This is a genomic window from Ancylobacter vacuolatus, assembly GCF_030813595.1.
GTDB classification, from domain to species: domain Bacteria; phylum Pseudomonadota; class Alphaproteobacteria; order Rhizobiales; family Xanthobacteraceae; genus Ancylobacter; species Ancylobacter vacuolatus.
The window spans coordinates 178,217-197,714 of the sequence record NZ_JAUSUH010000012.1; the positions used below are offsets into that span (position 1 = coordinate 178,217).

Below are 19,498 nucleotides of genomic sequence, written 5' to 3' on the forward strand. Positions count from 1 at the left end.
TTCAGCCTCAACTTCCTGAATTTCCTAGATTCGTGAAAGGTGTCCAAATGGGCGTCGAAAAGGTTTCGGACCAGAGCTTCGAGTCCGACGTGCTGAACTCCTCCGCTCCCGTCATCGTCGATTTCTGGGCCGAATGGTGCGGGCCCTGCCGCATGGTCGCCCCGGTTCTCGACGAGATGGCGGGCGAACTCGGCGACAAGGTGAAGATCGTCAAGCTGAACGTCGACGAGAACCCGGCGACGGCCTCGAAGTACGGCATCATGTCGATCCCGACCCTGCTGCTGTTCAAGGACGGCCAGCTGGCCTCGCGCCAGGTTGGCGCGGCGCCGAAGGCGAAGATGCTGCAATGGGTGAACAACGCGATCTGATCGCCTGATTTCACCTGATCCCGATCAACCCCGGCCGGTCCTCCGCGCCGGGGTTTTTCGTTTCGGCCGCCACGCTTCCGGATGTCACAGGACGAGGATATAGCGTGTACGATCTTATCCTGTTCGCTTGATTTTGGAGACTTCCATGTCGCTTTCCATGTACGACGCCTCCGTTCCCGTCTTCCAGCGCGCGCTGGGCAATCTCGACGCGCTTCTGCGCAAGGGCGAGGAGCATGCCGCCGCCAGCGGCATCGATCTCGCCGAGCTGGCAGCCGCGCGGCTCGCCCCGGACATGTTTCCGCTGACCGGCCAGATCCAGAGTGCGAGCGATTCCGCCAAGTTCGCGGCCGCGCGCCTGACCGGAACCACCGGGCCGAGCTTTCCCGACACCGAGACCAGCTTCGAGGAACTGCACCAGCGCATCGCCGCGACGCTGGACTATCTCGCCAGCGTCAACCCGGCCGATTTCGAGGGCAGCGAGACGCGCGAGATTGTTCAGAAGTCCCGGCGCGGCGAGCGGCATTTCGTCGGGTCGAGCTATCTGCTGACCTTCGCGCTGCCGAACTTCTTCTTCCACGTCACCACCGCCTACGACATCCTGCGCCACAAGGGCGTGCCTGTGGGCAAGATGGATTATCTCGGGGCTTTCTGACGCTTCGGCGTCGGCTCACTCGGCGGCGCCGGGCGGGCCGACGGGCGGGGGGAAGGCCAGGACCTGCCGTGTATAGCTCTCCACCAGGGCGCTGAACGGGGTGCCGTCCGGCAGCGTCAGCACGGCGCGGTGCTCCAGCAGGAAGGCCGGCAGTGCGAGCGCACCGGGGCCGGGCGGCGGCAGCGGCGCGCCCATGTCCCAGCCCTCGGGCAGAGGCTGCCACAGCAGGCGCGAGGTGAGCGTGGTGCGGCGGAAGTCGAGCGGCTTCACCACCCGGCCGAACGAGGTGTCGGTGGTCTCCAGCGTCTCGTTCATCGCGGCGGTCAGCCGGGCGGGGAGATACCAGTTGTCGGCTTCTGAGAGCACCTTGTCGCCGCAGCGCAGCTGCACCCGCCGGTAGCGCACCGGCTCATCCGCATCGACCTTGAGCAGGCCACGGATCTCCGCGCCCGCCGGCTTGTCCTGCCCGCGCACGCGGTCGGCGACGATGACCGGCTTGTCGGCAAGGCGATGCGCCGCGCACCAGCGGTCCAGCGTCAGCGTGGCGCTGGCATGGCTCAGAAGATCGGCATTGAGCGTCTGCACCAGCGCCAGCGCTGCAAGCCGGCTGACGGCAGTGTCCGGCCAGGCCGGGGCTTCCTCGGCGCGCGCGGGCAGGCCGGCGAAGGCGACGACAAGGCTGGCGCACAGCAGGCGCCGCAGCCCGAGCCGGCGCCCCCTAGCAGTCCTCATCTGAACTCGCATCACGCTCCCCTCGCGGATCCCTTGCAGCGCCGCCGCAGGACATGGCGCAAACGGGCGGAACTGTCGAGGCCGTCGCGCGGGGCGCAGGTGAGGCGGCGTGCGTAGTGCTCCCGCTTGCGGGTGGGCCTGCCCCGGGCGGATAGTCCGGCGGGCGGCCGCAGGGCCGCACTTGCGCGAGGCGGTGCCGTGGACGAGATGGAAATCCTGCAGCGCATGGCCCTGGCGATCGCCATCGGCGCGCTGGTAGGGGTGGAACGCCACTGGCGCGAGCGCGACGAGGACGAGGGCTCCCGCACCGCCGGCATCCGCACCTACACCCTCATCGGCATGCTGGGCGGCCTCGCCGGGCTGCTGGAGCAGTTGCTGGCCGGCGCGGGCCAGGCCGCCGCGCCGCCGGGCCTCGTCCTGGTCGGGTTTCTGGTCACGCTGACCGCGGTGTTCGCGCTGTTCCAGTACCGTGAGGGCGTCGCCGAGCACCGCTTCAGCGCCACGGCAGTGGTGGCGGCGATGCTGACCTTCGCGCTGGGGGCGCTGGCACTGATCGGCGACACGATGCTCGCCTCGGCCGGCGGGGTGGTGCTGGCGGTGATCCTCGCCAGCCGGGAATTCCTGCATCGGGCCATCCGGCGGCTGCGCTGGGTGGAACTGCGCTCCGCCCTCATCCTGCTGACGCTCGCCTTCGTGCTGCGCCCCATCGTACCCACCGAGCCGATCGGGCCGTTCGGCGGCGTCTCGCCGGCCAAGATCCTCATCATGGCCATCGTGCTGGCGGCGATCTCCTTCTGCGGCTACATCGCCGTGCGGCTGTTGGGGGCGACGCGCGGCGAGCTGGTCGCCGGCACCATTGGCGGGCTGATTTCGTCGACCGCCACCACCATCGCCAATGCCCGCCGCTCACGGCAGAGCCCGGCCGTGCGGGCGCTGGCGGCCGGGGCGGTCAGCGCCGGCGGCGTGTCGCTGCTGCGGACCGGATTTCTGGTGGTGGCCGTGCTGCCCTCGCTGGCGGAGCGTCTGCTGCTGCCTCTGGCGGCCGGCGCGGCCGTGATGTTCGCCGGCGCGCTGGTGCTGGCGCGCGCCAGTGCCCCGGCGCAGGATCGGGAAGCGGAGGGGCAGCCGAAGAACCCCGCGCCAGGCAACCCCGCGCCAGGCAACTCCGAGCCAGGCAACTCCGAGCCAGGCAACTCCGAGCCAGGCAACCCGTTCGATCTCGCCTCGGTGTTCAAGATGGCGCTGCTGCTGGTCGGCGTGGCCTTCGCGGCGCGGGTGGCGAGCCAGCTCTGGGGCGATGGCGGGCTCTATGCCGCCTCAGCGCTGGCCGGGCTGGCTGATGTCGATGCGGTGACGGTGACAGTGGCCGGCATGCTGCCGACGCTCGACCCCGCCGTGGCGGCGCGGGCGCTCGGCCTTGCCGTGCTCGCCAACATGCTGGCCAAGGCGGCCTATGCCGCCCTGCTCGGCACGCGGGCCTTCGCGCTCGCTCTGGCCGGCGCGAGCGCCCTCGCCCTGCTGGCGGCGGGTGCGTCGCTGCTGCTGCGGTGAGGGGCGGCCGCTCCGGCTTTCAGTTTTCCAGCAGGTTCTCGCGCAGTGTCGATCCCTGATAGCGGGTGCGCAGCCGGCCGCGCCGCTGCAGTTCCGGCACGACGAGATCGACAAACTCCTCGAAGCAGCCGGGCGTATAGGTGGCGGCCAGCATGAAGCCGTCGGCGCCGGGCATTGCCGATGTGCCGCTTGAGGTCGTCATCGCCCATGCCGTTGAGAAACAGGCAGTGCCCCACTCCGCCGCCATGCGGATGGCGCGGTCCGAATGGCCGGCGATCCACACTTCCGGCAGGGCGGCGGGATCGAGCCCATAATTGGGCGGCTCGCCAATGCCCGTCTCCTCCGTTCCGCTGGCGGCGTTGGCCTCGGCGGGCCGGTTGAACAGCCCGTGCAGCGAGCGCAAAAACTCCGCCGCCCGGTCGTGGCGGCCGTCATGGTCGAGCCAGTCGACACCGGAGAGATCGAACGCCGCCGCTCGGAGATGCGGGTGAGGGTGTCGAGCATGCGGGCGACCAGGAAGGGCGAGCGGAAGCCGGGTTTCACCGCGCCGCACAGCCCGACCTTGTGGGTCACGGCGGCGATGGCGGCGAGGATGGTCCAGGCATCGGCGACGCTTTCGCGCGGGCCGTGGATGCAGTTGAGCAGGTTCTCGGAGGCGTAGAGAAAATCGAAGCCCAGCGCCTCGGCCTGCTGCGCGATGGCGAGGCAGGCGGCCACGTCGGGCCCGGTGGGGGTGTCCCGCGAGGCGGAGCGCATCCTGCGCGACGTGGAGCTGACCATCCTGCGCATTGAAAGCCGGCGCCCGCTCGACGCTTTCGCGATCGTGGCCGGCACCGGCCATGCCAATGACCACTGGATGACGGCGGCGGCCGGCGCGGGCTTTCCCGGCCTGCGGCTTCAGCGCGCCGGGGTGGACGATGTTACCGCGCTGGTGATGCGCGGTAGCGCCGATGTCGGCATCACCAATGTGCTGCCGAGCCACCCGCGGTTCCGCCTCGCCCGCGTCTTCGCCGACACGCTGATCGTCTGCGCGCATCCGAGCCTTGCCGGGCGCCTGCCGGCGGATGTCGGCTGGCGCGAGCTGGCCGATCACGCCTCGCTGGTCTGGGAACAGAGCGACCTGACGCCCACGATCACCGCGGGCCTGACGGCGCAGCGGCTGGACCCCGGCCGGCTTCTCGACCCGAAGCTGCGGCTCGCCTCCACCATGGCGGTGCTTTCGCTGCTCAGGGCCGGGCGCCACCTCGCCGTCTTGCCCGAGCGGGCGGCCAGCGCGCATCTGGAGGCGGGGAGGGTGGCGCGCATCGGCAGTCTGGCGATCGCGCTTCCCTACAGGCTGTTCGCCCTGCGCGAGCGCGACATGGACGCGCTGGCCGCCGGGATCGCCCGCTTTGTTGGGTGAAGGCGCACCCATTCACCCCGAGGCGGCACTCGGCCGGATGGGGGCGACATCGCGCTTGAGCAGCGTCTACGCCTCGGCCGGCAGCGCCCTCTTGGGGAAGCTGGCGGGAATATGGGAGAAATGATGCAGGCTGATGCCCCAGCCCTTGGCGGAGCGGGTCATCACCAGCGAGGTGCGGACCCGCGACGACACGACAAGGCCGTCGCAATGGGTGTTGCGGATCTCGCCGAAGCCTTGCGCGGCCACGATGGTGGGCGAGATTTCGCGGATTTCCTGATCGACGAGGCTCAGGCTTACGCCGCTATACAGCCCGACATAATGGGAGAAATACGCCTCGATGGCGCGCCGGCCGACGAAAAACTCAGGGAGGAGCCCGAAGAACAGGGCATCGTCATTGTAGATATCGGCCAGGGCGGCGGCATCCCACGGCGATGCCGCTGCATTCCAGCGCGTTTCAACATCGTTCGTGACCGATAGCAGCGACATGTGACTTCCCCGTCTGTGTTTGTTGATGGCGCACGACTCCCCCGCGCGGAAAACGGACGCCATGCGCCGCCGCGTATCGGGATCGTCTTGGTTGAACGCACGTTCCGCGCAGGTCCGCGCGGTCGGTGTCGTGGCGTCTCTTCTTCCAGCCGGCCGCGTCGCGGGTCGCGCGAAAGCGTCAGCTGCCGCCTGTTCCCTGCGCGTCGCGCAGAACGAGATCGGCCGCCTTTTCGGCGATGACATAGACGGCGGCCTGGGTGTTGCCCGAGACGATGGCCGGCATGATCGAGGCGTCGGCCACGCGCAGGCCCGCAAGCCCGATCACCCGCAGCGCCGGATCGACGACGGCGGAAGGGTCGGTGCCCATCTTGGCGGTGCCGCAGACATGGTAGATCGTCTGCCCGTTGCTGCGGGTGAACGTGTCCCAGTCGGCATCGCTGCGGCAGGCGGCGCCCGGGCTCATCTCATGCGCCACGAAGGGGCGCAGCGCCGGCTGGTCGACGATATCGCGGGCCATCTGCATGCCGCGCCGCATCGTGTCGAGATCGACCTGCGAGGAAAGGAAATTCGGCCGGATGGCCGGCGGCTCCAGCGGGTCGGCGGAGCGGGAATGGATGGAGCCGGCGCTTTCCGGCCGCAACTGGCTGACGCCGATCGTCATGCCGGGCTGGTGGTCGAGAATGCGCTTGGAGGCGTCGGCATAGCTCGCATGCATGAAATAGAGCTGCACGTCGGCGTCTTCGAGGCCCGGCCGCGTCTTGATGAAGCCAAAGGCCAGCCCGGTACCGAGCGAGAGAATGCCGCGCCCGGAGGCGAAATACTGCAGCACCGAGCGCGCCAGCGGCACCCCGCGTGACTGTTCGTTCAGGGTGATCGGCTGGCTGACCCGCCAGTTCATCCGGGTGCAGAAATGGTCCTGGTAGTTCTCGCCCACCCCGGCCAGCGCCTGCACCACCTCAATGCCGAGCGGCTTGAGAAGGCCGGGATTGCCGATGCCGGAGAGCTCCAGCAGATGCGGGGTCTGCACGCCACCGGCACAAAGGATCACCTCGCGCCCCGCGCGGACGCTGAGCGTCTGGCCCGGTCGACGGAAGGTCGCGCCGACCGCGCGCCGGCCCTCAACATCGATCTTGAGGATGTGGGCGCCGGTGACGATGTCGAGATTGCGCCGCCCGCGCGCCGGATCGAGATAGGCGGTTTTGGCGGAAACCCGGCGGCCGCGGCGCTGGGTGGCCTGGTAGTAGCCGAAGCCTTCCTGGTGGCCGTCATTATAGTCGCTGTTGAGGCCATGGCCGGCCTGCCGGGCGGCGGCGATGAAGGCATCGGCCAGCGGCGGGCGCAGCGCTACCTCGGTGATCGCCAGCCTGCCGTCTCGCCCGCGCGTCTCGCCCTCGGCGCCGTCAAAGGCCTCGACCTTGCGGAAATAGGGCACGAGATCGGCGAAGCTCCAGCCCGAGGCGCCGCCTTGCGCCCATTTGTCGAAATCGCCGGGCTGGCCGCGCACATAGATCATGCCGTTGATCAGCGAGGAGCCGCCCAGACCCTTGCCGCGCGGAATGGCGATGGAGCGTCCGGCGGTGCCCGGCTCGGGCTCGGAGACGAATTTCCAGTTGAACTTGGTGTTGGTCAGCAGCTTGGAGAAGCCGGCGGGAATGGGGATCCACGGGCTGGTCGGTTCCCCGCCAGCCTCCAGCAGCAGCACGCTGTGGCGGCCGTTTTCCGACAGACGGTTGGCCAGCACGCAGCCGGCCGTGCCGCCCCCGAGAATGATGTAGTCGTAGGTCGTCTTCATGGGACTTGACCGCAGTGGAGTTGCCCGTTCGGCGTGAAACAACCGCTCGGTGTGCGCCGCTGTGGCGCGCACCGGCAGGCTCGTTCCGCCCCCCGCTCAGGTCAACCTGGCGGCGTGCGCGGGCGCAGGCAGCCCCTGCCGATCCGTCCGCGGAAGCGTGCGGCGGGGGCGAGTGGCAGGCGCAGGGACGGGTCGACAGGGCGCGCCCCAAGGACGCGCCCGGCCGTGCCGCTCAATCGTAGAAATCGGGAGCCTTCTTGAAGCTCGGCCAGGAATCGGGGTCATGGCCGGGCACGACCATGGCGTTTTCCCGTTCGGCGAGGCGGCGCAGCTTGCGCACCGAGGCGGCGACCTCGATGGCCGAGGTGAGGGCGCCCGGCAGGCACTTGTCGTTCCAGTGCTCGAACGTGTAGGCGGCATCGATGGCGAGCAGGATCGGGCCGGAATTGGGCAGCCGGACCATGATCGACTGGTGGCCGGGGCTGTGGCCGGGCGACTGGTAGGTCTGGATCACGCCGTCGCCATAGAGGTCGAAGCCGTCCTCGTCCTCCAGGAACTCCCACTCGATCCCCGGCTTGAGGATGTCCTTCATCACATAGCCGAGTTTCATGTACCAGTCGGCGCTGAACGCCCACTCATATTCGCGCCGCTGCACGATATGCTTGGCATTGGGGAAGTTCCCGCAGGCGCCGGTATGGTCGAGATGCAGGTGGGAATGGATGACGTATTTCACATCCGCCGGGTCGAAGCCGGCCTGCTTCAGCCGGTTCACGCAACCGTCTTCCGGGTCCATCAGCGGGTAGTATTTGTTGATCAGCGCGCCCCAGTGGCCTTCCGGGTCCAGCGCCGCCTCGACCGCCGTTCCGCCGTCGATCACCACATTGCCGCGCGGGTGGGTGATGAAGAACCAGGGAATGGGGGTGAAGAAATCTTCCTGGCCGTAGCCGAGCTTGATGTCGACTTCCTTCTGGCGAATGCGTCCGGTCTGGAAAAAATAAAGCCGAATGGCGTCGCTCATTGCTTCCTCCACGTGTAGCGAGATTTTCATTGCAGCGGCGCGAAAGGCGTCCCGCGCCGCCGGGTTCTTGTTGGAAGCGCCTGGCGCTTCGTGTGGGTGTGCCGCTTTCCCGTGCCGACGGCCGCTCAGTACAGGCCGTAGACGCGCATATAGGCGGCGAGGGGCGGGCGGATGTGGGTCACGGTCAGCTCTTCCAGCCGGGCCATGTCGCGCGCCCGCATGGCGGCGATGATGTCCCAGTGATCCTGCAGCGATTTCAGCGAGGAACCCTGCTCGATCAGCGCGCGTGAGATGATGGCCGAGGCGCGCAGCCAATAGTTGAGCTGCAGTGCCGCCAGTTCCGCATTCTTGCAGTAGTCGAATTGGGTGGTGTGGAACAGGTCGTTGGCGTCGACGGCGGCCTCGATCTGGCCCTCCTTAAGCGCCTGCTCATAGGTGGTGTTGATGGCGGTCAGCCGGTCGGCCAGCTCGTCCAGCCGGTCGACATCGAGCCGGCGCACCCCCTCGGCCTGCAGCATGGAGCGGATGTCGTAGAGATCCTGGAGCTCGCGTGCCGACAGCGCCCGCACCTCGACGCCGCGATTGGCCTTGCGCTCGATGACGCCGATGCGATCGAGCAGGTCGAAGGCACGCCGGACATTGTGGTTGGTCGCGCCGAAACGCTCGCACAGGTCGCTTTCGACCAGGCGCTGACGCGGCATCAGTCGCCCGAGCGCGATGTCGCGGCGCAGGATCTCGTAGATCTCCTCGGCGCCCATACCGCTGGGCCGTCTCATGACTTGGGACGACGGCATCGAACCCTCCATTGCCCGGTGACGCTACCGACAAGAACCGTCGGTTGTCAATTCGCTCGATAATAACATCGAGTGCATGATGAAAAAAATTATAGACGAGATTATCGATAATCCGTATACCGACTGCCAGAGGCTGAGCAACAGCCCGGTTGACAGCCATGAGCGCATTGGGAGGAACAATGAGCACCCATCACACTGAAAACGGCGCCACCCTCGAGACCACCGAAGCAACGCCGGACGTGACGCCAGGCAACGCTACCGGCGTCACCCGCCGCAGCCTGCTCGGCGGCGTCGGCGCCGGCGTCGGCTTCGCCACGCTGGCGGCGTCCGGCATCGCCATGCCGAGCCTCGTGCGGGCCCAGGGCTCGAAGGTCCGCGTCGGCCTCGGCCTCAATTACGGTCCGTTCAACCAGCCCTGGCGGCGCGGTTGCTGGAAGATCGCCCAGACCGTCACCGAAGGTGGCGGCGAGCTGGTGACGGTGCGCGGCGAGCCCTCGAAGAATTCCGAGCAGAGCTCGGCGCTGGCCCTGCTCGACCGCGACATCAACGTCCTCGTGCTCGGCATCTACTCGCTCGAATCCGAGACCGCCTACATCGTCGACGAGGCCCGCAAGCGCGGCATCAAGACGGTCGGCTTCGTCGTCACGGTCAAGGATTCGCCGGCGGTGAGCGAGAACACCTGGGCGACCGCGATGACCATCGGCTACCACATGCAGAACATGCTGGGCCGCCAGGGCACCATCGCCCAGACCGCCGAAGCGCGCGGCTTCTACACGCCGTTCGATCAGGAAGCGGACATGCTGTCGCTGATGACCTCCTATGAGCCGCGCATGAAGATGCTGCCGTTCATCTCCGGGTCGGTGTCGACGGAAGACCAGATCTCCAAGGGCCGCGACAACATGCTCGCGCTGCTGCAGGCCAACCCGAAGCCGGGCTCGATTTCCGCCTTCATGTCCTGGTGGTGGCCTCTCACCATCGGCGCGGCGCAGGCGATGCAGCAGATGGGTCGCGACGACATCAAGCTGTACAACCACTACACGTCGGACCAGCTGCTCGCCGGCATCGCTTCCGGCAACGTGCCGGTCGTGTTTTCCACCGATGTGCCCTACCACACCATCGGCGAGCGCGTCGGCAAGCTGGCGCTGCAGCTGGGCCGTGGCGAGAAGGTGCCCAACAACGTCGATTACGTGCCGGTGCCCACCATCCTGCCGCAGGACGCCGCCAAATATCTCGACGAGATCCGCGCCATGGACGCCGCCGCCATCGCCTATCTCAAGCCTTTCGGCGGCTAGAGCGTGATCCGGTCCGATCGAATCGATCCGATCGGCAAGTCGCTCTAGCTTTAGGATCGAGCGACTGAATCTCCCTCGCGAAGGCGGCATCGCCTTCGCCCACGGACCAGGCCCCACGCCCTCGCGGTGCGGCCCCTTCAGGCGATCCGGCGCAGGCGTCGGGTCGCCGGGGCGCTGATGCCCGCACCGAGAGGCCGGCAGGCCTCCGGCACGCCACAACACGTCGCCATCGCTTTGGCGCGCCGGCGCGCAGATGATCCATCGGGCGTCGGTGACGGACCACGCGATGCCCGGCCCGGGATGGATGACTCAAGAGGAACGACCATGACCATAGCTGAGCAGCAGGCCCCCGCCGCGGGCGCGCCCCCCTCGCGCTCCGAGGCCGCCGGGCGCGACACGTCGCACCCCCTGGTGCGCTTCCTGCGGGTGTGGGGAACCATCCTCGTCATCCTTCTGGTCGCCGTGGCGTTCTCCTTTGCCTCGCCCTATTTCCTGACCGTGTCGAACATCAACAACATCCTGTTCTCGATGTTCACCTGCGCCCTGCTCTCTATGGGCTTGACCTTCGTGGTGGCGGCGGGGAGCTTCGATCTCTCCATCGGCACCATCGTCACCACCTCCTCGATCGTGTGCGCGCTGTGCATTCCGGTCCTCGGCGCCCCCGCCGCGATCATCGTCGCGCTCTTGGTGTCGATGCTGATCGGGCTGGCGAATGGCGTGCTGGTGACGTGGTTCCGCATCTCCGGCATCGTCGGCACCATCGGCGTCATGTTCCTGCTGGAAGGCGGCAATCAATATCTCACCGGCGGCTACCAGGTGGCGGTGGGCTATGACGAACACTTCTTCCGCTGGCTCGGCCAGGGTCGCTACGGCTTCATCGCGGTGAAGTCGGTCTTCCTGTTCGTCTTCTTCATCATCGCCTTCATCATCGCCAACCGGCTGCGCATCGGCCACTACATCAACGCGGTGGGCGACAACCCGCTGGCGGCCTACTATTCGGGCATCCCGGTCTATCGCTGGGTGATTTCGAGCTTCGTGCTCAGCGCGCTGTTCTGCGGCATCGCCGGCATCTTCCTCGCCTCCACCTCGTCCTCGGCGCAGCCGACCGGAGGCGCGGGCTATCTGCTGGAGGCCTTCGCCGCCGTGTTCCTCGGCGCCACCATCCTGGGCAAGGGCAAGCCGCATGTGCTGGGCACGCTGCTGGGCGTGTTCTTCCTCTACATGGTGTCGAATGGCATGACCCAGTTCGGCGTCGACAGTTCCGCGCGCAACATCTTCAACGGCTTTGTCCTGCTTGCGGCCGTGGGCACCAATGCGCTGCTCAATCGCGAAGAACTTCATCTCCGCTTCATCTGAGGACCGATCATGGATGCGCGTCCCATCATTGAGATCCGCGATCTCCGGAAGGATTTTTCCGGAGTCCATGTTCTCAAGGGCATCGACATGTCCTTCGACCGCGGGGAAATCCACGGCCTGCTGGGCGAGAACGGCGCGGGCAAGTCGACGCTGATCAAGATCCTGACCTGCGTCTACACCGCGTCGAGCGGCGAGATCCGCATCGAGGGCGCGCCGTTCCACGGCCATTCGCCCAAAGCGGCCAATGATGCCGGCGTCGGCGCGGTCTATCAGGACGCCGAGCTCGCCTGGAACATGACGGTGGCGGAGAATCTGCTGCTGGGCAGCGAGCGCCGCTGGATCGACCGCCGGGCGATGGAGCGGGAGGCGCGGGACATCCTTTCCCGCATCGGCCTCGACATCGACCCCGCCGCCCGGGCCGGCGCGCTGACCGCCGCGCAGATGCAGATGCTGACGCTGGCGACGCTGTTTCATCGCAAGTTCAAGGTCATCATTCTCGACGAGCCGACCGCGCGGCTGTCCGGGCGGGAGAGCGAGCTTCTGTTCGCCCTCATCCGGCGCTTCAAGGCGGAAGGGTTGACCATCGTCTACATCTCGCACCGGCTGAACGAGGTAAAGCTGCTGTGCGACCGGGCGACCATTCTGCGCGACGGAAGGGTGGTGGCGACGCTTGCCCGTGGCGAGATCGACGAGGCGGCGGTGACGCGGCTCATGGTCAACCGCTCGGCCTCCGACCTCGAGATCACCAATCCCGGCTTCGCCCGCCCGGAAGTGGCGCTGGAGGTGAAGGCGCTCGGCACCGCCAAGCTGAGCCCGACCAGCTTCCGTGTCCATCGCGGCGAGATTCTCGGCATCACCGGCCCCATTGGCGGCGGCATGGAGCAGATCGAGAAGGCGTTGAGCGGCCTCATCGCCTATCACGGCGAGATCTTCGCCGAGGGGCGTCCCGTGCGCATCGACAGCCCCTCCGACGCGCTCGACATCGGCGTGGCGCTGATTCCGGAGGACCGGCGCAAGCAGGCGCTGTTCCCGAACCTCACCATGGCGGAAAACGTCTCGCTGCCGATTCTCGATCGGCTCTCGCGCTTCGGCATGGTGAGCACGGCCGACATAATGGCCAGCGGGCGACGGGTGATCGAGCGGCTGCAGGTCTATCCCGCCGCGCCGGGCACCAAGATGCGCTACTTCTCCGGCGGCAACCAGCAGAAGGCCGTGATCGGCAAATGGCTGAGCCGGGACCAGAAGATCTACATCTTCTCCGAGCCCACCTCCGGCGTCGATGTCGGCGCCATCCGGCAGATCTACGAGATCATGCTGGAAATGGCGCGCGACGGCGCCGCCATCATCCTGATGTCGACCTCGTTCAACGAACTGCTCTCGCTGAGCGAGCGGATCATGGTCGTGCATTCCGGCCGGGTGGCGGTGGAGCGGCCGCGCGCTGGCTTCGACCGTGATTCGCTGCTGGCCGCGACCCTGGCGTCGGAGGTGGCGTGACCTCCACCCCGGATGCCCGCCCCCAGGCCGGGGGGCGCCCGGCGGGGGAGGCGCGCGCCCGGCCCGGCCGGCCCGGCAATGAGGTTGCCGTCCGCGCGGACATCAGCGCGCATACGCTGCGACTGCTCGCCCGCCGGACACCCAGCCTGCGCGCCTCGCTGCGTATGCGCGCCGTCGCCCATGTGCTCGCCGGCGCCACCCTCGCCGAGGCGGCCGCCGGCGCCCATGTGCGCACCCGCACCCTGCAGAACTGGATCGCCCGCTACAATGCCGAGGGCGTCGAGGGGCTGGCGGATCGCCCGCGCGCGCTTTCGAAAGCGGAGTGACGGGAAGGCGCCGCGCGCGCCGCGCGGGCCGCTCTCTGCGTGCGCGGCCTCCCACCCGAAAGCGGGTGCATCGCGGCGGCTGGCACTTCCGCCGAAGGGCGCCCCAGCCAGGCGTGCACGATCAGGCGTGCACGATCAGGCGAGCCTCGGCCCGCGCCCTGCCGCCCGGCGTGACCACCCGCCATGGCCGCCGGTGGGATGGCCTGGTTACGACGCCGCCACATAGATCAGCAAAACCCACGGGATGCCAACGGATCGTATCGGACTGTCCCAAACGAAAAAGCCGCTGAAACCCTTTGGTTTCAGCGGCTTTTCGGTAGTCCCAGGACCGTCTGCGACGGTCAAATGGTGCCAGGAGAGGACTCGCAACATATCTCTAAGAAGATGAAAAGTCAGTCGTTTTTATCATACAATGAATCGCGATGCCAACAAAAATGCCAACACGAGTTTGCTTGACGTCTTTCGTTGTTACGTAGAACGCTGTGCCGTTCCTAGAATGGCGCCATCATGAACCGTGACATCGAGGCATCCAATAAGCGGCGCGGGCGGAGGCGCACCACGGCGCAGCGCGTGCGCATTCTTCGAGACATTATTTGGCAATCGGAGCATAATACAAGCGTAAGCTATAGCTCTCTCCTGGAAAAATACGAAGTCTCTGATTCCTCGTTGCGTAGATGGGCAACTGAATTTCAGAGTGACTTCTTTGTGAAGAACGATAGATCAGATCAAGATCCCATTTCAAAACACATTTATAACCTGTGTTTTTCTACGCAAATTGGCAGAAACAGACTGGAGGAGTCCGTCTTACGGTTTGCCGCGTGGATCCGTTTCCCCAGTAATACATCCTATCAGAATGATCTGATCGTCCCTATGAAAATTTCGACGATGAACGCTTCTCACGGAACCTTGTTGAAAGATTTAGACGAAGCCGACAGGAAATGGTTGGCGGAAAATATATCGATTGATCGAATACGTAGATTCTATTCATATAAATATTATGGAGATATGATTTCTGACGTGTACCCAATCGATCATAATTCGTATTATGTATCTAATTTTGTTTCGGATATTGTATGGTTTATTTTATCATTCAAAACAAAGTCCACTGATTCTCGTAAATCGGCGAGTTTAAATAAAGCTTTCCGAGCATTCTCAAATGGCTTGTTCGAAGATAATACGGGATATGGTCCACGTCGTGCCCGGGAGCTTTGGCGGCAATGGGCTGTCATCGCGCCGTTCTCATACGTCGATACAAAATTACTGAATGTTGGGTGGACGCTCGATCCGAATGAGCCCGACATGCGCAATAAGTTCGTAAGTATCGTATCAAGTCCCGACAAAATCGAGCGTTTCATGCGCATGGCGCTGGGAGTGTGGATTGAGCTGCGAGAGAAGCTTGACCGCCGCGCGCTCCACGGTATCGCCTTTCCAGGTTTTCCCAGCGAGCTAGAGCCTCTGTTCGTAGCGCACGCTCCGCTGCCGGACGATGTGGAATCATACGTCAAAAACTGAGTTTCGATCTGGCGTGCTTCTCGGCAGTGCCGCGTCACATCTTGTTGGCTAAAAAGCCGAAAAGGCTCTTTAAATCAATGCTGTAAGTTATGTCGCGAAGCCCGCGCATATGAGAGTGTGTCGCATTTAGAGATGATCTTCCGGCGAATTAATCGCAGGAGGGCGTCACAATGATTGAATATCAAGGTCTTGGCGGGTTCTCTGACGCTGATGCGTCGAGTAATTTGCACGAGATAGGTCGACAGAATAAGTCAAAGCGCGCCGATCCCCCGGTGGGGGGCGTTTCCGAGGTCTTGGACCGATTTGGAATCACTCAGAGCGAGCTGAACAAAGGCTTGATTCGTGTCGCTGGGATCGTCGCGCCGAAGGGCCTTTTGCCGATCGGCCGCTCGACGTGGCACGATTGGGTTAACAAGGGCAAGGTCGCTGCCGGCATCAAGCTCAGCCCCGGCGTGACGGTCTGGCCGCGCGCCTACGTCGCTAATCTGGTCCTCACCCTCCATCAGGGGGGGGAGTGACATGTCGACCCATTCCGTCTTGCGTAGGGGACGAACGGTTGTTCTCCCGCCCGTAATTCTCGGTCCGACCGAAAATAGACCCTCCCAGCCGCATATCCGGGACGAGCACGCGAAAGTCGAAGTTGCCCGCATTGATGCGGCGCCTCGGACGATTCCGTCGATTAAGTCTTTAATTGAAGCCTGTGCCCGCGTTTCACTCTCCGACGCCGTCCTCGACCGTAAGTCGATCCTCGTCAAAGCGCTGGAACCCGCCTACGCGCTGCTCGTCGCTGCCGAGGGCGACGCTGAGGCTGCTGAGCTGGTCCAGGGCAGGGCGAACTCCGGAAAGACGAAGGGCCGAAAGGCCGATCTCGCCCTCGCCTGTGCGCAGTTGATCGTCTCGCCGGGCAACCTCAAGGCCCAGAAGGCAGCTTCGGAATATGCGGCCATGCTCCGCTTCGCTGAACAGCAGAAAGTGACTGTTTCAGCCTTCGCAGACTTCGCGACGAAGACACCCCTGCGTGACGCCAAGGCGGCCGTGTCCAGGAACAAGACGAAGAAGAGGACTGCCGGCGTTCGCCTTCAACTTCGCCTCTGCGGGGAAGAAGGCTCTTCCGGACCGTCCTATCTCGAAGTCCCTGCCGATGTCTTGCCGATCCTCCGGCAGGTTCTGACCGAGAAGAACCTCCGCTGGGACGACTTCGCCATTTCGCTGTTGACCCGCCTCACCTCGGCTGGCGATGACACAGAGGAGGCGACTGATGCGCAGGGATAGGTCTTCAAAGCCCCGTCGCTCGACCACGTTTCATCGCTTCGAGACGCGGGAGAAAGTCCTCCGGGAGGATAAGAAGCGAGCGCGTCTCCTGCGCAAGACGGCCGCGAACATTCCGGTGTCGGGCAACGTCCCGGTCCTTTCGGGCGCCCGAGAGCTTCGCAGGCTGGCGGCCCGCCTGGAGCGTGTCCAAGAGGGGCGCATCCCGCGCACCCTCGCTTCGTCCCGAAAAATGCGACGGGTCCGCAGAAAGGTCTTTCGCGCCATCATGCAGGAGTTTGAGGTCTTCGAGGACGAGGAAGTTCGAACGTTCACCGTGATCTCGAGGTCATGGTGCATTGACCCTGAACGTCTTCAAATCCTCACCGCCAAGCATCTCAAGCGACAGTTCCTTTCCCACCTCGAGCGATCCGGCATCTCATCGATTGAGGGGTGTCTGGTGGCATTCATCCATGGGGAGTTCGAACCGACCTCAGGCCTCTTCCAGCTTCATCTCCACGGTATGGGGACTCGAAAGAAGGTCCGTGCGCTTCACCGCCTGAAGGGAAATTGGGGGTATCTAAAGACCGTGACGGGTTCTCATCCCATTCGGGTTGAAATGGTGAGGAATCGAGCTGCACAGGTCTCGTATCTGCTCAAAAGTTACTGGCCATCGCGAGCCGTGCGCGAAGTGGACGGGGTCCAAAGGCGCAACCGCGACAAGCGACGCATCCCCGAGCCGTATCACTCCGAGGTCCTGTGCTGGTTTCACCGGCAGACCCTCGGCGACATGACCATCGTGCAGGGTGGCCGCTTTTTGCCCAACGGCGAGCTGCGGCTGAGTTGCCCTGTGGTCGACGACGCCGACAGCGATTTCTGAGACGGGGCCGAGCACGCCATCGGCGGCCTTGCGGAGGCGGCACAGGGCCTTGAATTCGCCGTCGGCGCGACTTGGCCGGTTTGCCACCCCTGCAACACTGCCCCTCACCCCAAACACCGATCTGATAGCCACTGCCCCCCGCTGCCAATTGAGGTGGCGCAGGTGGCGCGGTGGCGCATGGAGAAAAGACATGACGAAGAAATCTGAAAAGAAGGCGCCGGGTACTTCGCCGGCAACGTCCAATAACGACGCGCCTCGCGTCCTGGAGGCGATCGAAGGAGATGGTCGCCGGCACGTCCGCTATGGCACCAGTAAAAGCAGCATGTGGGTCGAGAAGGGCGCTCTCGCGCTGAACGCTCGCGAAGTCTTCGCGCAGTTCGAAAATCTCGGCATCACGCACGGCCCGGCCGACTTCGCCAAAGCGAAAGGAGCTATCAGTGAGTATGCGGATTTCGCTCCGAGCGGCTCGGCTGCAACGCGACCGGGCTGGCTGGGGGACGTGTACTTCTTCCGCGATGGCACCCGCACCTCAGCCGATGATTCCCGCCCTATCCTTTTTGAGCCAGACCAGCGGTACGTGCCGCGCGGCAGCCTGGAGGGATGGCAAGCTGCCATCGGGTGCGTCGCCAAAAAGCAGGAGTTCATCCTAACGGCCATGGCGGCGGCCTTCGTCGGTCCCCTTCACCCCTATCTCCCGCCGGGGTCACAGACTGTGCTCCTCGAACTCGTCGGCCCGCCGCATTGCGGGAAGAGCACCGTTGCCCTGCTCGCCGCCTCGGTATGGGCTGGCGATGCTGGCAATCCTCTCGGCGGTGCCGATTCCTGGCAGATGACCGCCAATGCCGTCGATGCGCGGAAAAGACGAGGCGCGGATGGCCTCCTCGTCTGGGACGAGGTGAACACTGCCGGTGCGTCTGAGCAGCAACGCGAACTTATCCGGTCGGCTTACTTCGGCCTGACCTCCGCGGGAGCGAAAGAGCGGTTCGGCGACAAGCCGGTGACAGACGCTCTCCGCGCCGTCCTCATTTCGACAAGCAACAGATCCGTTGCCGAGCGCTTCTCGAGAGATGCGGATGATGATCGCGCCGTCCGTAGCCGCGTGCTGACGTTGTTGGTTCCGGAGGCGAAATACGGCGGGGTATTCCCGCGCAAGCCGCGCGACTTCGGCAACAGGGAGGAGGCGATTCAGTTTCTGCGGAGGGAGATCGACGCCCATTATGGATGCGCCGGTCGGGCATTCGTCCAGCGGTTGGTAGCCGCCGATCCTGCGAGACTGCGCCGTCGCGTATCGAAGTGGTGGTCGCGTATGCTGGCAAAAGCCGAGGCGGCCGGTATCGTTGATCCCCGGCACCGTCAGATACTGGCTGCGATCTATGCCGCCGGGAAAGTCGCGACCGACATGGGGATCATGGGCAAGGACTGGGGTTTCAGTGCTGCCTGGCCTCTTCGTGCGGTAGGGCGGTCGCCTGAACCCTCCCGGCCGAAAGCGCTATCTCGGCTTGAGAGGTACATCAGGAAGTACGAGGCGGAATTTCTCGATGTGGAGGCAGCCCCGGCCGACCTCACGCGCGATCGGTTCAAGTCGCTTCGCGGCCTGACCCGCACGACGGCGAATGGAGCCGAGTTGCTGGTGCCGGTGCCGGCATTTGAGAAGGCCTTCCAGAACCCCGGTCAGCTGGCCCGGGATCTTCGCGATCGCGGCATCATCAAAGGCGGGACAGGCACCAAGCCGAAGATATCGATCCATGCACCTCGGCGCTTTCGCAACGGCGTCCGTGTCTACCGCATCCTGCTGGATCGACTTCAGTCCGCGTAAGCGCGCCGATCTCGGGCGATAGGCGGGCCATCTCTCAGGTTGTTCTGAGCCCGACCGGGGGCTTTGGTGATTTCCGGCCGCGCAGGTGACTGGGCGGCTGGCGCCCCAATAGCTGGGCACTACTTCCTCAAGGGTCCCAGCCCCGGCGCGAGGGTGCGGACGTCACGCCCGCTGCGGAGCTGCATGCAGAGCCTCACCGTCTTGGTGACCCAGCAGGCGCCATCGACCTCATCGAAGCTGTCTGCTCCACTGACGAAGCCGAGACTTTGGTCGATGAGATCGGAGCCCGGCATGGCATTCCAGTAGAGATATTGCTCGCGTCGCATCTCCCGACCTTCTCCGTCGTAGCTGCTGGTGAGGCGGAAGGCATAGGAGAGATCGTACTGTTGGGCGCCACCATCGTACATGTAGATATCGACGGATTTCTCGAGTCCCTCCTCGTCGACAATGAGGGCGCAGGCTTGATCGGCAATCATCCGCATGCGGGACTGACCGCGTGCGACGACAGCGGAGAAGGTGCAGTAGCCACCGATGAGAAGCCGGCCTCGCTTGATCCTGATCTCGGGGTCGTTTGTGGGTTCGCCGACGTTCTGTGCCTGGAGCGGCAGGGTGGTGAGCAACAGCGCGATAGCGGCGCCGGCAGCGGTCTTGGCCATGGTCAATCCTTGGGGTGCGATATGTAGGGAGGGCTGGCGCAGTTGCGCGTCCGCCTCAGCCGGAAGTCCGTGCGGCGGTTGTGGCGAGGGCGCCATGGTGTTGGGTAGACACCCGCCACACGC

General features: G+C 65.1%; 20 protein-coding genes. 13 read left to right on the forward strand and 7 right to left on the reverse strand.

All coding sequences use genetic code 11. The features are described from left to right. Nucleotides 1–47: 47 nt before the first annotated feature. Together trxA and J2S76_RS21180 are read left to right on the forward strand one after the other, a co-directional pair. Nucleotides 48–368: a thioredoxin gene (gene trxA, locus J2S76_RS21175; RefSeq protein WP_307063800.1), complete on the forward strand. Its 321-nt coding sequence runs from the start codon at nt 48–50 to the stop codon at nt 366–368. A gap of 145 nt (nt 369–513) precedes the next feature. After that, a complete protein-coding gene (locus tag J2S76_RS21180) occupies nt 514–1,020 on the forward strand; it encodes a DUF1993 domain-containing protein (RefSeq protein WP_307063803.1) in 507 nt (168 codons plus the stop codon). A 15-nt stretch (nt 1,021–1,035) separates the two neighbouring features. On the opposite strand, the gene J2S76_RS21185 is transcribed toward J2S76_RS21180, so the two are convergent. Beyond that, a complete protein-coding gene (locus J2S76_RS21185; RefSeq protein ID WP_370874812.1) occupies nt 1,036–1,752 on the reverse strand; it encodes a hypothetical protein in 717 nt (238 codons plus the stop codon). 207 nt (nt 1,753–1,959) lie between these two features. Between J2S76_RS21185 and J2S76_RS21190 the strand changes: the two genes are divergently transcribed. Beyond that, nucleotides 1,960–3,303, forward strand: a complete 1,344-nt coding sequence (locus tag J2S76_RS21190; protein ID WP_307063846.1) for an MgtC/SapB family protein — start codon at nt 1,960–1,962, stop codon at nt 3,301–3,303. A 198-nt stretch (nt 3,304–3,501) separates the two neighbouring features. On the opposite strand, the gene J2S76_RS21195 is transcribed toward J2S76_RS21190, so the two are convergent. Next, nucleotides 3,502–4,092: an LLM class flavin-dependent oxidoreductase gene (locus tag J2S76_RS21195; protein WP_307063806.1), complete on the reverse strand. Its 591-nt coding sequence runs from the start codon at nt 4,090–4,092 to the stop codon at nt 3,502–3,504. Here J2S76_RS21195 and J2S76_RS21200 point away from each other — a divergent pair. Next, a complete protein-coding gene (locus J2S76_RS21200; RefSeq protein WP_307063808.1) occupies nt 4,001–4,705 on the forward strand; it encodes a substrate-binding domain-containing protein in 705 nt (234 codons plus the stop codon). The two genes, J2S76_RS21195 and J2S76_RS21200, sit on opposite strands and share 92 nt — an antisense overlap. 66 nt (nt 4,706–4,771) lie before the next feature. Here J2S76_RS21200 and J2S76_RS21205 read toward each other — a convergent pair whose 3' ends face one another. The 4 genes from J2S76_RS21205 to J2S76_RS21220 form a co-directional block, all read right to left on the reverse strand. Then, complete coding sequence (locus J2S76_RS21205; protein WP_307063810.1) at nt 4,772–5,254, reverse strand: YybH family protein; 483 nt, start codon at nt 5,252–5,254, stop codon at nt 4,772–4,774. Nucleotides 5,255–5,369: 115 nt separating this feature from the next. Continuing rightward, nucleotides 5,370–6,983, reverse strand: a complete 1,614-nt coding sequence (locus J2S76_RS21210) for a GMC family oxidoreductase (protein WP_307063811.1) — start codon at nt 6,981–6,983, stop codon at nt 5,370–5,372. Between the two features lie 232 nt (nt 6,984–7,215). Continuing rightward, nucleotides 7,216–8,001, reverse strand: coding sequence for an AttM family quorum-quenching N-acyl homoserine lactonase (gene attM / locus J2S76_RS21215; RefSeq protein ID WP_307063813.1), 786 nt, complete (start codon nt 7,999–8,001; stop codon nt 7,216–7,218). A 125-nt stretch (nt 8,002–8,126) separates the two neighbouring features. Further along, nucleotides 8,127–8,795: a GntR family transcriptional regulator gene (locus J2S76_RS21220; RefSeq protein WP_307063815.1), complete on the reverse strand. Its 669-nt coding sequence runs from the start codon at nt 8,793–8,795 to the stop codon at nt 8,127–8,129. A gap of 179 nt (nt 8,796–8,974) precedes the next feature. On the opposite strand from J2S76_RS21220, the gene J2S76_RS21225 reads away from it, so the two are divergent. The 9 genes from J2S76_RS21225 (at nt 8,975) to J2S76_RS21265 (ending at nt 18,719) form a co-directional block, all read left to right on the forward strand. Continuing rightward, complete coding sequence (locus J2S76_RS21225; protein WP_307063817.1) at nt 8,975–10,087, forward strand: sugar ABC transporter substrate-binding protein; 1,113 nt, start codon at nt 8,975–8,977, stop codon at nt 10,085–10,087. 324 nt (nt 10,088–10,411) lie between these two features. Further along, nucleotides 10,412–11,443, forward strand: coding sequence for an ABC transporter permease (locus tag J2S76_RS21230; protein ID WP_307063819.1), 1,032 nt, complete (start codon nt 10,412–10,414; stop codon nt 11,441–11,443). Between the two features lie 9 nt (nt 11,444–11,452). Continuing rightward, nucleotides 11,453–12,937: a sugar ABC transporter ATP-binding protein gene (locus J2S76_RS21235; protein ID WP_307063821.1), complete on the forward strand. Its 1,485-nt coding sequence runs from the start codon at nt 11,453–11,455 to the stop codon at nt 12,935–12,937. Then, nucleotides 12,934–13,263 carry a helix-turn-helix domain-containing protein gene (locus J2S76_RS21240; RefSeq protein ID WP_307063823.1) on the forward strand — a complete coding sequence of 110 codons (330 nt, stop codon included), beginning with the start codon at nt 12,934–12,936 and terminating at the stop codon, nt 13,261–13,263. The genes J2S76_RS21235 and J2S76_RS21240 overlap by 4 nt, the downstream gene beginning before the upstream one ends. A gap of 507 nt (nt 13,264–13,770) precedes the next feature. After that, the gene (locus tag J2S76_RS21245) at nt 13,771–14,775 is read left to right on the forward strand and encodes a hypothetical protein (protein WP_307063825.1); all 1,005 of its coding nucleotides are present in this window, start codon (nt 13,771–13,773) and stop codon (nt 14,773–14,775) included. A gap of 170 nt (nt 14,776–14,945) precedes the next feature. After that, the gene (locus J2S76_RS21250; RefSeq protein ID WP_307063827.1) at nt 14,946–15,293 is read left to right on the forward strand and encodes a helix-turn-helix transcriptional regulator; all 348 of its coding nucleotides are present in this window, start codon (nt 14,946–14,948) and stop codon (nt 15,291–15,293) included. A gap of 1 nt (nt 15,294) precedes the next feature. Continuing rightward, nucleotides 15,295–16,047: a hypothetical protein gene (locus J2S76_RS21255; protein ID WP_307063829.1), complete on the forward strand. Its 753-nt coding sequence runs from the start codon at nt 15,295–15,297 to the stop codon at nt 16,045–16,047. Continuing rightward, nucleotides 16,034–16,903, forward strand: coding sequence for a hypothetical protein (locus J2S76_RS21260; protein WP_307063831.1), 870 nt, complete (start codon nt 16,034–16,036; stop codon nt 16,901–16,903). The genes J2S76_RS21255 and J2S76_RS21260 overlap by 14 nt, the downstream gene beginning before the upstream one ends. 190 nt (nt 16,904–17,093) lie before the next feature. Next, the gene (locus J2S76_RS21265) at nt 17,094–18,719 is read left to right on the forward strand and encodes a DUF927 domain-containing protein (protein WP_307063833.1); all 1,626 of its coding nucleotides are present in this window, start codon (nt 17,094–17,096) and stop codon (nt 18,717–18,719) included. 119 nt (nt 18,720–18,838) lie between these two features. On the opposite strand, the gene J2S76_RS21270 is transcribed toward J2S76_RS21265, so the two are convergent. Further along, nucleotides 18,839–19,375, reverse strand: a complete 537-nt coding sequence (locus J2S76_RS21270) for a hypothetical protein (protein ID WP_307063835.1) — start codon at nt 19,373–19,375, stop codon at nt 18,839–18,841. Nucleotides 19,376–19,498 lie beyond the last annotated feature (123 nt).

Excerpts from the sequence above, each read along its gene's own strand:
- J2S76_RS21230 (WP_307063819.1), top strand. The coding sequence starts at position 10,412 with ATGACCATAGCTGAGCAGCAGGCCCCCGCCGCGGGCGCGCCCCCCTCG.
- J2S76_RS21225 (WP_307063817.1), top strand. The coding sequence starts at position 8,975 with ATGAGCACCCATCACACTGAAAACGGCGCCACCCTCGAGACCACCGAA.
- J2S76_RS21220 (WP_307063815.1), bottom strand. The coding sequence starts at position 8,795 with ATGCCGTCGTCCCAAGTCATGAGACGGCCCAGCGGTATGGGCGCCGAG.
- J2S76_RS21200 (WP_307063808.1), top strand. The coding sequence starts at position 4,001 with ATGGCGAGGCAGGCGGCCACGTCGGGCCCGGTGGGGGTGTCCCGCGAG.
- J2S76_RS21235 (WP_307063821.1), top strand. The coding sequence starts at position 11,453 with ATGGATGCGCGTCCCATCATTGAGATCCGCGATCTCCGGAAGGATTTT.
- J2S76_RS21210 (WP_307063811.1), bottom strand. The coding sequence starts at position 6,983 with ATGAAGACGACCTACGACTACATCATTCTCGGGGGCGGCACGGCCGGC.
- J2S76_RS21195 (WP_307063806.1), bottom strand. The coding sequence starts at position 4,092 with ATGCGCAGGATGGTCAGCTCCACGTCGCGCAGGATGCGCTCCGCCTCG.
- attM (WP_307063813.1), bottom strand. The coding sequence starts at position 8,001 with ATGAGCGACGCCATTCGGCTTTATTTTTTCCAGACCGGACGCATTCGC.
- J2S76_RS21270 (WP_307063835.1), bottom strand. The coding sequence starts at position 19,375 with ATGGCCAAGACCGCTGCCGGCGCCGCTATCGCGCTGTTGCTCACCACC.
- J2S76_RS21190 (WP_307063846.1), top strand. The coding sequence starts at position 1,960 with ATGGAAATCCTGCAGCGCATGGCCCTGGCGATCGCCATCGGCGCGCTG.
- J2S76_RS21260 (WP_307063831.1), top strand. The coding sequence starts at position 16,034 with ATGCGCAGGGATAGGTCTTCAAAGCCCCGTCGCTCGACCACGTTTCAT.
- J2S76_RS21180 (WP_307063803.1), top strand. The coding sequence starts at position 514 with ATGTCGCTTTCCATGTACGACGCCTCCGTTCCCGTCTTCCAGCGCGCG.
- trxA (WP_307063800.1), top strand. The coding sequence starts at position 48 with ATGGGCGTCGAAAAGGTTTCGGACCAGAGCTTCGAGTCCGACGTGCTG.
- J2S76_RS21255 (WP_307063829.1), top strand. The coding sequence starts at position 15,295 with ATGTCGACCCATTCCGTCTTGCGTAGGGGACGAACGGTTGTTCTCCCG.
- J2S76_RS21250 (WP_307063827.1), top strand. The coding sequence starts at position 14,946 with ATGATTGAATATCAAGGTCTTGGCGGGTTCTCTGACGCTGATGCGTCG.
- J2S76_RS21185 (WP_370874812.1), bottom strand. The coding sequence starts at position 1,752 with ATGAGGACTGCTAGGGGGCGCCGGCTCGGGCTGCGGCGCCTGCTGTGC.
- J2S76_RS21205 (WP_307063810.1), bottom strand. The coding sequence starts at position 5,254 with ATGGCGTCCGTTTTCCGCGCGGGGGAGTCGTGCGCCATCAACAAACAC.
- J2S76_RS21245 (WP_307063825.1), top strand. The coding sequence starts at position 13,771 with ATGAACCGTGACATCGAGGCATCCAATAAGCGGCGCGGGCGGAGGCGC.
- J2S76_RS21265 (WP_307063833.1), top strand. The coding sequence starts at position 17,094 with ATGACGAAGAAATCTGAAAAGAAGGCGCCGGGTACTTCGCCGGCAACG.